Annotated in this window: 13 protein-coding genes; all 13 read left to right on the top strand. The window is 64.9% G+C overall.

All coding sequences use genetic code 11. From position 1 onward, the window contains the following. The first annotated feature begins 296 nt into the window (after positions 1-296). The 13 genes from FHS97_RS16125 to FHS97_RS16065 all read left to right on the top strand — a co-directional run bounded on the left by FHS97_RS16125 (position 297) and on the right by FHS97_RS16065 (position 12,213). Positions 297-1,376: an AAA family ATPase gene (locus tag FHS97_RS16125; protein ID WP_184040437.1), complete on the top strand. Its 1,080-nt coding sequence runs from the start codon at positions 297-299 to the stop codon at positions 1,374-1,376. Further along, on the top strand, positions 1,282-3,735 hold the full coding sequence (locus tag FHS97_RS16120) for a S8 family peptidase (protein ID WP_184040434.1): 2,454 nt from the start codon (positions 1,282-1,284) through the stop codon (positions 3,733-3,735). Before FHS97_RS16125 ends, FHS97_RS16120 begins: the two co-directional genes overlap by 95 nt. 172 nt (positions 3,736-3,907) lie before the next feature. Then, positions 3,908-4,318, top strand: a complete 411-nt coding sequence (locus tag FHS97_RS16115; protein WP_246346730.1) for a LexA family protein — start codon at positions 3,908-3,910, stop codon at positions 4,316-4,318. Next, positions 4,281-4,895, top strand: a complete 615-nt coding sequence (locus FHS97_RS16110; protein WP_184040428.1) for a hypothetical protein — start codon at positions 4,281-4,283, stop codon at positions 4,893-4,895. The genes FHS97_RS16115 and FHS97_RS16110 overlap by 38 nt, the downstream gene beginning before the upstream one ends. A gap of 137 nt (positions 4,896-5,032) precedes the next feature. Further along, entirely contained in the window at positions 5,033-5,314 is a 282-nt protein-coding gene (locus FHS97_RS16105; RefSeq protein WP_184040426.1) for a hypothetical protein, read from the top strand. Next, a complete protein-coding gene (locus tag FHS97_RS16100; RefSeq protein WP_184040424.1) occupies positions 5,314-5,475 on the top strand; it encodes a hypothetical protein in 162 nt (53 codons plus the stop codon). Before FHS97_RS16105 ends, FHS97_RS16100 begins: the two co-directional genes overlap by 1 nt. After that, positions 5,472-6,116, top strand: a complete 645-nt coding sequence (locus FHS97_RS16095) for a DUF3164 family protein (RefSeq protein ID WP_184040421.1) — start codon at positions 5,472-5,474, stop codon at positions 6,114-6,116. The genes FHS97_RS16100 and FHS97_RS16095 overlap by 4 nt, the downstream gene beginning before the upstream one ends. Beyond that, on the top strand, positions 6,077-6,511 hold the full coding sequence (locus FHS97_RS16090) for an HNH endonuclease (RefSeq protein WP_246346729.1): 435 nt from the start codon (positions 6,077-6,079) through the stop codon (positions 6,509-6,511). The genes FHS97_RS16095 and FHS97_RS16090 overlap by 40 nt, the downstream gene beginning before the upstream one ends. Positions 6,512-6,574: 63 nt before the next feature. Then, positions 6,575-6,991 carry a P27 family phage terminase small subunit gene (locus tag FHS97_RS16085; protein WP_343053478.1) on the top strand — a complete coding sequence of 139 codons (417 nt, stop codon included), beginning with the start codon at positions 6,575-6,577 and terminating at the stop codon, positions 6,989-6,991. Further along, a complete protein-coding gene (locus FHS97_RS16080; protein ID WP_184040415.1) occupies positions 6,966-8,822 on the top strand; it encodes a terminase large subunit in 1,857 nt (618 codons plus the stop codon). Before FHS97_RS16085 ends, FHS97_RS16080 begins: the two co-directional genes overlap by 26 nt. Further along, a complete protein-coding gene (locus tag FHS97_RS16075) occupies positions 8,819-10,162 on the top strand; it encodes a phage portal protein (protein ID WP_184040412.1) in 1,344 nt (447 codons plus the stop codon). The genes FHS97_RS16080 and FHS97_RS16075 overlap by 4 nt, the downstream gene beginning before the upstream one ends. Further along, positions 10,152-10,868: a head maturation protease, ClpP-related gene (locus tag FHS97_RS16070; protein ID WP_184040409.1), complete on the top strand. Its 717-nt coding sequence runs from the start codon at positions 10,152-10,154 to the stop codon at positions 10,866-10,868. Before FHS97_RS16075 ends, FHS97_RS16070 begins: the two co-directional genes overlap by 11 nt. Before the next feature lie 85 nt (positions 10,869-10,953). Beyond that, positions 10,954-12,213, top strand: coding sequence for a phage major capsid protein (locus FHS97_RS16065; protein WP_184040406.1), 1,260 nt, complete (start codon positions 10,954-10,956; stop codon positions 12,211-12,213). Positions 12,214-12,231 lie beyond the last annotated feature (18 nt).

The raw sequence follows: 12,231 nt of genomic DNA, 5'->3' as shown, positions 1-12,231 counted from the left end.
GTACTCGCGCTGATACGGGGCGGGTGGCGGTGAACGGGAACACCGAACGGCGGGTATTACGCGGGTGCGATCGCTTTGGTTCGCCTTCTCGCCTGAGGAGAAGAGCTGACCGGGGCGGAGGACGCCTCCGCCTCTGTCCCGTCATGTGGGGCCATGAACGAGATGGCTTGCGGCGGCCGGTTTCTGCTGAGCAAGTTGGTCGCGATTTGCGATTTTCCTCATAATTTAGTCGAGATTAGGTTACAGGCGGGCAAGAGGGGGGTGTATCTGCGGTGTTCCCGCGATACATGGTGGTTATGGCATCTGCGCAACAACTGATCGGGCTCATCAAGAGCCACGCCGAAGGCGATGCCGATCGTTTTTTCGATCTTGCGATGCAGTTGTCTGCGGCCGAGGACCAGAAGGGGCATACCCGCTTAGCAGAGCAACTGCGCCTGTGGGCCGAAGCCGGTCAACGTCCGACAAAGCCTCTCTCTAACCTAACCCCGATTTCCGCCCCACGGGGTGACTTGGCGCAATTTTTAGCGGCTTCATATCCCTCTGAGCGGCTAAAAGACGTTATTCTGCCGGAGCTTATTGAGGATGAGCTTGCTCACATTGTTGTTGAGCAGAAGCTCCGCGAAAAGCTCGAGAGCAAAGGACTAAGACCCCGACGCCGCATCTTGCTGTCCGGACCTCCTGGCACAGGCAAGACACTGAGCGCGCACGGGTTAGCAGGCGAGCTGAAATTTCCCCTTTTTACCGTGATGTTGCATGGGCTCATCACCAAATTCATGGGCGAGACGGCTCAGAAGCTGAAACTCGTATTCGAATCAATTAAAACGACTCGCGGCGTCTATTTATTTGACGAGATTGATGCCCTTGCAGCCGCCCGTGGCGACGGAAACGACGTCGGAGAGGCGCGCCGCGTACTAAATTCATTTCTGCAGTTTCTTGACGAGGACTCTGGGCCATCCCTTGTCATCGCTACAACCAATCTCGCAGAAATTCTTGATCGCGCGGTACTGCGACGGTTCGACCTCGTCCTATCGTACGAATTACCTGACGAGGCTTCAATCAGGCAGGCATTAGAGCGACGGCTGATCGGGTTTCAAACCACGAATTTATCGTGGAAGAAGGTGACGGATTGCGCAATTGGTCTGTCAACAGCAGATGTAGTGGCAGCCGCAGAGGATGCGGCGCGGAGGGCGGTCCTTGGGGATTGCGAACAGATTACAACAACTGACTTGTTGGGGTCGCTGGAACGCCGCCGCTCGTTGCAGGGATTAGGAAGAGGCGTTGATGGCACGCGACCTACCTCACTTCGTTCTGCAGGGAATCGGCGCGTCTCGTCCATTCCGGTCAAAAGTAGGCGGCGGCGGGAAGTCATCGAGTGACGTTCGCGATCGCGCGGCACATGCCCAAGCTCTTCTAGGTGCCATTGACGCTTTACCAGCCGTCTCTGCAGCATCTCCCGGCCTCTACCTACAAATCGAGAGTCGGGCTGGCGAAAAGCTTAAGCGGGATAGCCTCGACTCGAGCGGGATTGAACTACTCCGCGTCGCCCGGGCACTTGATAGCGAAATACCTTCTGAAGTTGCCACGGTATTTGCAACCGCGAAAGGCATTGAGAAGCTCCGAAAAAAGGTTGAGCAGTTCGCCACCGATGACACGCCTGACAGGGAGAAAAATGGTGTAGTCACTCCCGGACGGCCCAAGAACGCTGACCTAGTGCAAAGCCTAGCCATGATCGTAGAGGCCGGCTTACGGGCACTCTGGCGAGGTCCGCACAGCAAATTCCCTGAAAATGGAGTTCGCGCTTACTGGGAAATTTGGCTCGCGCCAGAACTCGTGGAAACCTTCATTTCCCGAGCGACGCAGGACGGCGTCGTCATTGGTGCCGACCGCCTTCTATTCCCCGAAGACACCGTCGTAATCGGTGAAGCGTCGCGCGAACAGCTTGCACTTGCGGTGCGGCGAACAGGCGCAGTGCGCGCTCTGGCGGCACCTTCTGTCACCGCGGCCTATTTCGACGAACTCGAAGCCGTCGATCAGGCCGATTGGGTAACTGACCTAGCGCGGCGCACAAATTGGCCCGGTGAAGCGGATACTGGTTTCCTCACATTGATGGACACCGGCGTCAGTAGAGCTCATCCTCTCGTTCAACCGCTGCTCGCGCCAGGCGATCGGCATGCGGCAAATCCGGCTTGGGCCTTGGAGGACATCAAGGGACACGGAACGGCGCTTGCCGGGCTCGCTGTTTTTGGTGATCTTACCTCACGGCTTCAAGATACTCTTCCGATATCTATCAATTACCGATTGGAGTCGGTTAAGATATTCCCTGATGCAGACTTCAATCCGCATTATTTATTGGGAGCTGTAACTCGAGACGGTGTAAATGCTGTCGAAGTGACCGCTAGACGTAGAACCTTTGCGTTCGCAACAACTACCAGCGATGATATGCCTCATGATGGCGCACCAACCTCTTGGTCCACTGAAATTGATCAGCTCGCCGCCGGAGTCTCGGGCCTTCAAGGCAATAAACGGCTAATCCTTAATTCGGCTGGTAATAATGACGCCAGCAGGTTCGGCACCAAGCACTACCTGGATGTATGCGATCACGCCGACAGTGAACTTGAATCACCCGCGCAAGCGTGGAACGCCATATGTGTGGGCGCATTCACCGAGAAAACGTTCATGCCCGCCGGTGAAAAGGACACCCCTTTAGCGCCCTTTGGGGATCTTTCGCCAGTTTCTCGCACGGCCTCGTGGTCGTCGCAGTGGCCGCTCAAGCCCGATATCGTGATGGAGGGTGGTAATTGGACCTCTGGTAAGCCGCCGATGTCGCATAGCGCTCTGTCGCTACTAACGACAAGTCACCGGTACCCGCTTAGATCATTTAGCTTATTTGGGGACACGAGCGCCGCGGCAGCTTTAGCTGCGCGCCAAATCACTCAGCTATGGTCGGACTATCCCGAACTCTGGCCTGAGACTATTCGTGCCTTGTACGTCAGCTCAGCGCGCTGGACTAACCAAATGAAGTCGCATTTGCCGACAAGTCCGTTGAAAGGAGCGTACGCATCCTTATTCCGGCGCTATGGATTTGGCGTACCGGATTTAGCGCGTGCTAGACGCAGCGCCTCAAATGCGCTGACTCTGATAGTTCAAGATGAAATTACTCCATACGGCCTTTCAGAGGCGACCGGAAGCGATGTTCACAAGGAGATGTTGCTTTTTGAGCTTCCGTGGCCGGTCGAGGAGCTTCGTAAGCTAGCCAGCGCGCGTGTGACGCTTCGTGTTGCGTTAAGTTCATTTGTTGCGCCAAATCCCTCCGAGGCAGCGCGAGGTTCCCGCTATCGCTACGCCTCGCACAACCTCCGCTTCAAGCTTAATCGCGCGGGCGAAAAGGCTGATCAATTTCTTGCTCGTATCAGCAAGCTTGCAGATCCAGTCGAAGGATTAACGAGTGAGGAGGATGACAGCTGGAATTATGGAAGCGTCAGGAGGGACGTGGGCTCCCTACATATAGATGAACTAACTTGCGCAGCATCCGATCTCGCGCGCCGGAACCTGATCGCTATTCATCCAGTGGCTGGTTGGTGGAAAAATAAGACTTTACTTAAAAGCACCCTACCGAAGGCGCGCTTTGCACTGGTTGTTGAGATCGACGCGGAGCAAACCGAGGCCGATCTATACGCCGAGGTACGCGCAAGCGTTGCGGCTATGGGTCAAGTGCAAACCGTTGTCACGATCTGAACCCATTCGGATCGCCTTCAAAATAGGGACTCACGTACGGAAACGGCACGGGTACTTAGTTGCAAATCGGACCGAAATCTGACGGCAAAATGTCAACGAGGCAGAGGGCTTCTCCGCCTTGGTCCATTACGCCTCACTTTCAGCTTATCGCGAATTCTACTATCCTCTGGTCATGGGCGTTCCGATCGCGTTGACTGTCGAATGTGACCGCCCCACGGGCCGGCGACAGGAAGCGTATGACTTCATTCGTTCGTACATCGTGCGCCACGGCCATAGCCCTTCGATCGAGAACATCCGCCTCGCGCTCGGGGTCAGCAAGACGCGCGCGAAGGCGCTGGTCCACCAGCTCGCCGCGGTGAAGGCGATCGAGCGCGTGCCAGGCGCGCAGCGCGGCATCAGCATCCCCGGGCTCGCGCGCGAGCTGGTGCTCGAGGAGCTGCGGCGCGAAGGGCTGATCGTCAGCGCGGGCGAGCCGTGCCCTCAAGGTCATCTGCCCCTCATCGCCATTCTTGCGCAGATCCCCGACAAATCAGCCGGGGAGCATCATGACGGATCGGAATGCGGCGGGGCTGCCCGCCTTTAGCACCGCCGAGCGCGAACAGCAGCGCATCACGCATCTCGTGCTGGGCGCACCGCGGCCGCGCCGAAAGCTGACCAGCAAACGGAAGAAGACGAAGGCACCTGTGATCCGGCTCGCGCCGGGGATCGAGGAGCGCGTCCAGCTGCGCGAGGATTGGTCGCACAAGCAGGGCACGCCCGAGACGCACGCCCGCGCCGCGGCCGCCGCGAAGATCGACGGCACGCTCGCGCGGCTGCAACGCTCGGGCGCGATCGACGCGCATCAGGCGGCTGCGGCCGAGCTGATCGTCGCCGCGCACGAGCGGATCACCGCCGACGTGGCGGTGCGCATCGCGAAGCTCGAGCCGCGCGGCTCGGGCGGCGGCGCGAACGCTGCGGCGGCCGAGCGCCTCGCCGCGGTCATTCTGGAGCGGCGCTACACCGATTGGCGCTCGCGCGTCGGGCCGTTCGCCGCGATGATGCTGGCGATCATCGTCGACGGCATGGCGCTTGGCACCGCGGCGCGGCGGTGGCGCATGTCCGACCGCCGCGCGCGCCGGCTGCTGGTCGAGGCGCTCGACCAATGGGGGCGTGCCCGCTGACCGGGGGTGACCTTGTGGGCAGTGCCCCAAAGGTCACGGTGCGAAACGGTCGTGACGACGGCACGAACGACCCCGCCACAACTGCGCCCGGAGCCCGCTACGCCACCGCGCTAACGGGCTTTTTCGTGGAGGTCGCCATGACCCATCCCCCGGTGAACCGCCTCCCTGCGCAGCAGCGCCGCGTCCCCTGCGCGGCGCTACGGCCGCGCCCGACCGTGGCCGATCAGCTCGAACGCTTCACACCGCGCTTCGACGAGCTGATCCACCGGGCGCGGCTGGCAACATCCACCGCCGACTTCGACGAGCTCGAGGAAACGGCGACTGCCATCGCGCGCGAGCTGCGTGCGGTCTTCCGCTCGCCGACCCCGCGCGCGGCCCCGCTGTTCGTCACCGCCGACGGGAAGGGTGCGATGTTCTGATGAAGACGCTGGCCGACATCCTCGCTTCACCGAACCCCGGCAACGCGCTGGTCGGCGTGCCGCTCGCCACGCTGCGCGCCTGGGCGGCGCAGCTGCCTGCAGTCGCCTCGACGCCGGTCGCGCCGATCGTCGCGGCCGTTCAGCCGGGCGTGGCCGCATGACCGCGCCGCGTGTGCATCCCGCTGCGATCGACGTTGCGGGTCAGCCCTACCTGCGTGACGCCAAGGGGGCGCTGGTGCCGCTGGCGGCGGTGAAGGCCACCGACCTGCTGATGGACGAAGTGGTGCGCAAGGCTACCGACACGGCAGCGGCGCTGTCGGCGCGGCTGAAGCGGTTCAAGGAGATGGCCTTCACCAGCGTCGGTGAGTTTCAGGCGCTGCTGGCGCAGGAGTATGATGCGGCGATCGGCGGCAAGAAGGGCAACATCACCCTCACGTCCTACGATGGCTGTCGCAAGGTGCAGGTGCAGGTGTCCGACATCCTCGAGTTCGGGCCGGAGCTGCAGGCGGCGAAGGGGCTGATCGACGAGTGCCTGGCCGAGTGGGCGGCGGGCAGCGGGGCCGAGCTGCGCGCGCTGGTGAACCGGGTGTTTTCGGTCGACAAGGAAGGCCAGATCAACCGCGCCGAGCTGTTCATGCTGCTGCGCGTCGAGATTGCGGACGAGCGTTGGCAGCGCGCCATGAATGCCATTCGCGAGAGCATCCGGGTGATTGGCTCTCGCTCCTACGTGCGGTTCTACGAGCGCGACGCTCCCGACGCGGCTTGGCGCGCGATCCCGCTCGACATCGCAGCGGTCGGCTGACCCAGCGGCTCCGCGGGCGCGCTGGCCAGCGCCAGCGCCAGCGGCGCCTACGACGAACCAACGGCCTTTGCGAGCTGTGCCTCGCCGACGGGCGGACGACCGAGGCGACGATCGTCGACCACATCGTGCCGCTCGCCCACGGTGGCAGCGACGAGGACGACAACACCCGCAACGTGTGCGCCGAGCATAGCCGCAAGGTCACCGCCGAGCAGTTCGGGCATCAGACTTGGTCGGGAGAGCGCGGCGTCAACGCATCTGGTCGCCCGACCGGCGCTGACCATGCCTGGAGCCAAGCGGGTTCACCTGGCGCGCCCCCGGGGGGTCGAAAGTGCCCGACGCCCCTTGCCGGACACCGGGCCCACCCTCCGTACGCTGCGGGAGGGTTTTCAGAGTAAAAAGATCGGGGGTCGTCGATGGCGAAAACGTCCCGCTCCCGCACGAAAGCGGTTGTGCCGCCGGTGGATCAGAGCATCGTCTCCGAACCGGACTGGGCAGCGCTGCTCAACAGCCCGGCCGAGCGGATCGTCGCCGCCGGGCACTGGCGGCGGCTGGTCGTCGAGATGACCGCGCGCGAGATCTTGTCGTCGTCGAACGGCCACGCGCTGCAACGGCTGGTGATGGCCTATCTGGTCTACGACCGCTGCTCGGTCGCGGTCGGCGCCGGCGGGATCGTCGACGAGCCGGCGAAGGACAATCCGAAGGCGATCGCGCGCCTGTCGATCCACTACAAGGCGATGCGCGAGGCGGAGAACACCGCCGAGCGGCTCGAAGCGCAGCTCGGTCTGTCGCCCGGACGCCGCGGAAAGGTGGCGAAGGTCGCCAGGCAGCGCACGCGGACCGCGGGCGCCGATGCGTTCCTCGGCCCGCAAGGGTAGCGCGCGGTCGGTCGACCCGGCCACCGCCTGGGCGCAGGCGGCGGTCCGCGGCGACTTCGTCACCGGGGATCTGGTCCGCCACGCCGCCGAGCGGCACCTGCGCGACCTGCGCGACGCCGAACGGCGCGGTTACTTCTGGCGACCGAAGCTGGCGCAGCGCGCGCTCGACTTCTTCCCGTCGGTGTTCACGATCACCGACGGCCCGGCCGCGGGCAAGCCGTTCCACCTGCTCCCGTACCAGACCTTCTGCGTCGGGTCGCTGATGGGCTGGGTCAACGCGGACGGGCGATGGCGCTTCCGCAACGCGTTTGTCGAGACGGGAAAGGGTCAGGCCAAGTCGCCGATGATGGCGGGGCTCGGGCTTTATGCGCTCGGCTGGTGCGGGTTTCCGCGCGCGCAGATCTACTCGATCGCCGCCAACAAGCAGACCGCGAACGTGCTCTTCAAGGACGCGTTCGCAATGTGCCGCGCGCAGATCCCGGGCTACGACGAGGACGAGACGCTCGAGAGCCAGGGTCACGTCCTGCTGCGCGGCGAAGGCGACAACGTCTGGAAGATCGAGCATCCCGGCTCGCAGTCGTTCTTCCTCCCGCTCGCTGGCGGCACCGCGCAATCGGGGCCGCGGCCGCGGATGGTGCTGGCCGACGAGATCCACGAGTTCACCACCGACGCGCAGATCGAGATCTGGCGGCGCGCGATCACCAAGGTCGCGGGCAGCGCGATGATGGTGATGGGGACCAACACGCCGGCGACGTCGCAGCTGGTCGGCACGTCCTACTCGAACACCGCGATCGCGATCGCGAAGGGCGACGTGAAGGACGACACGCAATTCGCGTTCGTCGCGCGGGTCGACAAGCGCGATCACGACACGGTCTTCACCGACGAGACATGCTGGCCGAAGGCGCTGCCCGCGCTCGGGATCACCTATCCGATCCAGAACCTGCGCGAGGAGGTGGCGACTGCGCAGACGCGGCTGTCGACCGCGGCGTCGGTCAAGCGGCTCTATTTCGGGATCGCGACCGGCGCGGCCGACTTCTGGATCCGCGAGGACAAATGGGCGGCGGTGCTCCAGCCGGTCGACGCGGAGATCATGGCGGCGCTCAAGGGCTGCCCGTGCTGGCTGAGCCTCGATCTCAGCCAGAAGAACGATCTCACGGCGCTCACCTGCACGTGGCGGGACGGTGCCGGGGTGCTGTGGCAGAAGACCTGGTACTGGACGACCAGCGAAGGGCTCGACGACCGGGCCACCGCCGACCAGGCACCGTATCAGGACTGGGTCGAGGCGGGATATCTGACCGCGGTCGACGGGCCGACGATCGAGAAGACCTTCCCGGCCGCGCGCGTCGCCGAGCTGGCCGCCGGGCAGAACGTCCAGGAGCTGGTGTTCGACCCGGCGCAGTTCGCCGACTTTCTCGAGGCGTGCAAGCTCGTCGGGCTGCCTGTGTGGGTCTACGAGGGGCCGGACAAGCCGGCGGGCACCGGGCTGAAGCTGGTCCGCCACGCGCAGGGCACCCGCGTCGTGTTCGAGGACAGGCAATATTGCATGCCGCGCTCGATCGAGCGGTTCGAGGACCGGATCCTCAACGGCACGATCGTCATCGACCAATCCCCGGTCACCTACATGTGCGCGTCGAACGCGGCGTTCGACACCGACGGGCTCAGGAACCGGGCGTTCAACAAGAAGCGCTCACGCGGCCGCATCGACGGGATCGTCACCGGCGCGATGGGCGCAGGCGCGGCGGACGGCGCCGAGCTGGAAGCCGATCGCTACACCGGTTCCTATTTCGTCGATCTCGAAAGCGACGACTCCGACGCCGAGGAGGCCGCATGAGCGTAGCAGGTTACACCCTGTCGCCCCGCGCCGCCGCGGCCGAGGCGCGCCGCAACGGCACGGTCAACGCCGCCAGCAGCACGGCGGTGATCACCGGCGGCGACCCGGTCGACATGGTCGAATGGTTCGGGGGCGGCCAGCGCGCGGCCGGGATGGTCGTGACGCCCGAGACGGCGATGCGCAGCACCGCGGTCTGGCGCTGCGTGACGCTGATCTCGGGCGCGCTGATGACGCAGGAGCTGGGCGTCTACCGCTCGACGCCGAAGGGCGACTTCATCCGCGTCCACGGCCACCCGATGGACCGGTTCCTGAACCGCGAGCCCAATGCCGAGATGACCGGTGCGGTCTTTGTCGAGAACAGCGCGGTGCAGATGTTGCTGCGCGGGAACGGCTACGGCCTGATCCGCCAGGCGCGCAACGGCACGATGACCGCGGTCGACTTCTACTTTCCGTGGCAGGTGCTGCCCTTCCGCTCGCTCAATCGCGACATCTGGTACCGGTTCACCAACGAGGACGGGTCGACCGAGGATCACCACGCCAGCTACGTCCTCCACTTCAAGGGGCCGGGCCTGTCGCCCGACGGGATCCGCGCGTTGTCGCCGATCTCGCACCACGCGCAGTCGATCGGGATCAGCCTCGCGACACGCGACTATGAGGCCGGCCAGTTCGAGCGCGGGCTGATGACCAACGACTATTTCCAGTTCAAGGAAGCGGTCAGCGGGGACCAGCGGCGGGACTTCAAGGAATATCTGCGCAACAAGGCGCGCGGCGTTGCGAACGCGCACAATCCGCTGCTCCTCGAACATGGCGCGGAGTGGAAGCGGGTTGCGGTCACCGCCAAGGACGCGCAGCTCCTCGAGCTGCTGCAATATTCGGTGGTCGACGTGTGCCGGATCTTCGGCGTGCCGCCGAACATGGCGGGCGAGGTCGCCAACACCTCCAATTTCGGCACCGGGGTCGAGCAGCAGTCGATCGGCTTCGATCGCTGGACGGTGATGCCGCACAAGGTGCGGATCGCGGGCGAATGGACCCGCAAGCTGTTCCCGGTCGTCGGTGCGCGGACGCCCGAATTCTTCGTGTGGTGGGACGACGATTTCCTGCTCTCGGGGGACAGCAAGGCGATCGCCGCCTACCTGCGCGCCGGGCTCGGCGGCAACCAGCTGCCCGGCTGGCTCAGCCAGAACGAGGCGCGCCGCAAGGTCAACCTGCCCCCGAAGAACGGGCCGGGCGGCGACGACGTCTATTCCCCCTCCGACAGCGCAACCGCCGCGGCACCTCCGGTCGACCCGGCGCTGGATGCGGCGCTCGCCGACGACAAGGACACCGCGAATGCATCGTAAGCTGTTCAACCTCGCGCAGGCGAACCAGGGCAAGGGTCAGGGCATCCGCGCCGACGTGTCCAACGATACCGCGACGATCTACGTCTACGATGTCATCGACCGCTACTGGGGCGTGTCGGCCGCCGATCTGGCCAAGACGCTTGCCGGGATCACCGCCCCCAACATCACGCTGCGCATCAACAGCCCGGGCGGCGACGTGTTCGAAGGCCGCGCGATGATGGCGCAGCTCGTCGGGCACAGCGCCACCGTCACCGCAAGGATCGACGGCCTTGCCGCCTCGGCGGCGTCGGTGCTGGCGCTCGCCGCCAGCGAGGTCGAGATCGCCGAAGGCGGGTTCTACATGATCCACAAGGGCTGGACGTGGATGATGGGCAACGCCGACGACCTGCGCGACGCCGCGGACCTGCTCGACAAGGTCGATAGCGCGATCGTCGACGCCTATGCCGGCAAGTCCGGCAAGTCGGCCGACGAGATCGTCGCCTGGATGAAGGCGGAGACGTGGTTCGGCGCGCAGGAGGCGGTCGATGCCGGCTTCTGCGACCGGATCATGCCGACGACCGCGACCAAGGCCAGTGCGCGCGCCTTCAACCTCGGCGTCTACGACAAGGCACCAAAGGCGCTGACCGAGGCGCCGCCGGCGATCGACGAGAGTGCCCGCGCGCGCTCGCTCGCCCGCCTGTCGCTCTACGAGCGCACGGCCGCCTGACGGCCGCTCTTCCCCGCGCCGGTCCCGCCCGGACGCCCCTGTCGGCCCCGCCATCGTGCGGGGCTTTTTCGTGAGGAACGACCCTATGCTGAACATCAAGGCGCTCCGGGAACAGCGTGCCGAAAAGGCGCGCGAGGCCCGCAACCTGCTCGACACCAAGACCGGCGACGCCTTCACCAAGGAGGTCGAGACGCAGATCGACGCGCTCTACGAGGAGATCGACCGCATCGATGCGCAGATCACGCGCGCCGAGCGTCAGGCGCGGATCGACGGCGACAGCGCCGATCTGGAGCGCGATCGCGAGGCGGGCGAGCGGATCCGCTCGCAGCTGACCCCGGAGCAGCGCGAATTTCAGGATCGCCACGCCGCGGCGTTCCGCAACTTCATGCTGTTCGGCATGGGCGGGATCAGCGCCGAGGATCAGACCTTCCTGCGCGAGGCGACGATCCGCGCCGCGCAGTCGGGCCAGCAGTCCAACGGCGCGCAGGGCGGCTATCTCGTCCCGACCGGCTGGGGCGGGCAGCTGCTCGAGGCGCTGGCGCAATTCGGCGGGATGCGCGACGTCGCGACGGTGCTGTCGACCGCCGGCGGCAACACCATTCCGTGGCCGACCGTCGACGAGACCGCGGTCGAGGGCGAGCTGGTGCCCGAGAGCCAGGCGGCGAGCGCCGGCGACTTCCAGTTCGGCACGACCGGCATCGGTGCCTACAAGTTCAGCTCGAAGATCGTCGCGATCCCGATCGAGCTGTTGCAGGATCAGGGGCCGGGGATCGACATGGAGGCGTTCACGCGCCGCGCGCTGGCGACGCGGATCGCGCGGATCACCAACCGGCTGTTCACGACGGGCAGCGGCGTCGGGCAGCCGCAGGGCGTCGTCACCGCCGCCCCGGTCGGCGCCGCGCTGACGACCGGCAGCTCGACGAGCTTCGCGCCCGACGCGCTGATCGACCTCGAACATTCGGTCGACCCGGCGTACCGGCGGATGCCGGGCGTCGGCTACATGTTCCACGACAACACGCTCCGCTACGCGAAGAAGCTGAAGGACGGGAACGGCAATTACCTCTGGAAGCCGGGGTTCAACGCCAAGGATCCCGACACGATCAACGGCTATCGCTACACGATCAACCAGCAGATGCCGACGATGGCCGCCAACGCCAAATCGGTGCTGTTCGGCGACCTGTCGCAATACATGATCCGCGACGCGATGCAGGTGACGCTGTTCCGCTTCGACGACAGCGCCTTCGCCACCAAGGGTCAGGTCGGCTTCCTCGCCTTCTCGCGCCACGATGGTCGCATCATCTCGGCCGGCGCGCCGATCAAGGCGATGCAGCACTCCGCCTCGTGATCGACGCAGGCCGGGGCG

The organism is Sphingomonas endophytica (assembly GCF_014199415.1).
GTDB lineage: Bacteria > Pseudomonadota > Alphaproteobacteria > Sphingomonadales > Sphingomonadaceae > Sphingomonas > Sphingomonas endophytica.
Note: the sequence above shows the minus strand (reverse complement) of the source record. Positions and strands in the feature narration are given on the sequence as shown.

What these genes read in the sequence shown, in the direction of transcription:
- FHS97_RS16105 (WP_184040426.1), top strand. Translation starts at nt 5,033, where the DNA reads ATGACCCATCCCCCGGTGAACCGCCTCCCTGCGCAGCAGCGCCGCGTC.
- FHS97_RS16110 (WP_184040428.1), top strand. Translation starts at nt 4,281, where the DNA reads ATGACGGATCGGAATGCGGCGGGGCTGCCCGCCTTTAGCACCGCCGAG.
- FHS97_RS16070 (WP_184040409.1), top strand. Translation starts at nt 10,152, where the DNA reads ATGCATCGTAAGCTGTTCAACCTCGCGCAGGCGAACCAGGGCAAGGGT.
- FHS97_RS16065 (WP_184040406.1), top strand. Translation starts at nt 10,954, where the DNA reads ATGCTGAACATCAAGGCGCTCCGGGAACAGCGTGCCGAAAAGGCGCGC.
- FHS97_RS16100 (WP_184040424.1), top strand. Translation starts at nt 5,314, where the DNA reads ATGAAGACGCTGGCCGACATCCTCGCTTCACCGAACCCCGGCAACGCG.
- FHS97_RS16115 (WP_246346730.1), top strand. Translation starts at nt 3,908, where the DNA reads ATGGGCGTTCCGATCGCGTTGACTGTCGAATGTGACCGCCCCACGGGC.
- FHS97_RS16075 (WP_184040412.1), top strand. Translation starts at nt 8,819, where the DNA reads ATGAGCGTAGCAGGTTACACCCTGTCGCCCCGCGCCGCCGCGGCCGAG.
- FHS97_RS16125 (WP_184040437.1), top strand. Translation starts at nt 297, where the DNA reads ATGGCATCTGCGCAACAACTGATCGGGCTCATCAAGAGCCACGCCGAA.
- FHS97_RS16080 (WP_184040415.1), top strand. Translation starts at nt 6,966, where the DNA reads ATGCGTTCCTCGGCCCGCAAGGGTAGCGCGCGGTCGGTCGACCCGGCC.
- FHS97_RS16120 (WP_184040434.1), top strand. Translation starts at nt 1,282, where the DNA reads ATGGCACGCGACCTACCTCACTTCGTTCTGCAGGGAATCGGCGCGTCT.
- FHS97_RS16095 (WP_184040421.1), top strand. Translation starts at nt 5,472, where the DNA reads ATGACCGCGCCGCGTGTGCATCCCGCTGCGATCGACGTTGCGGGTCAG.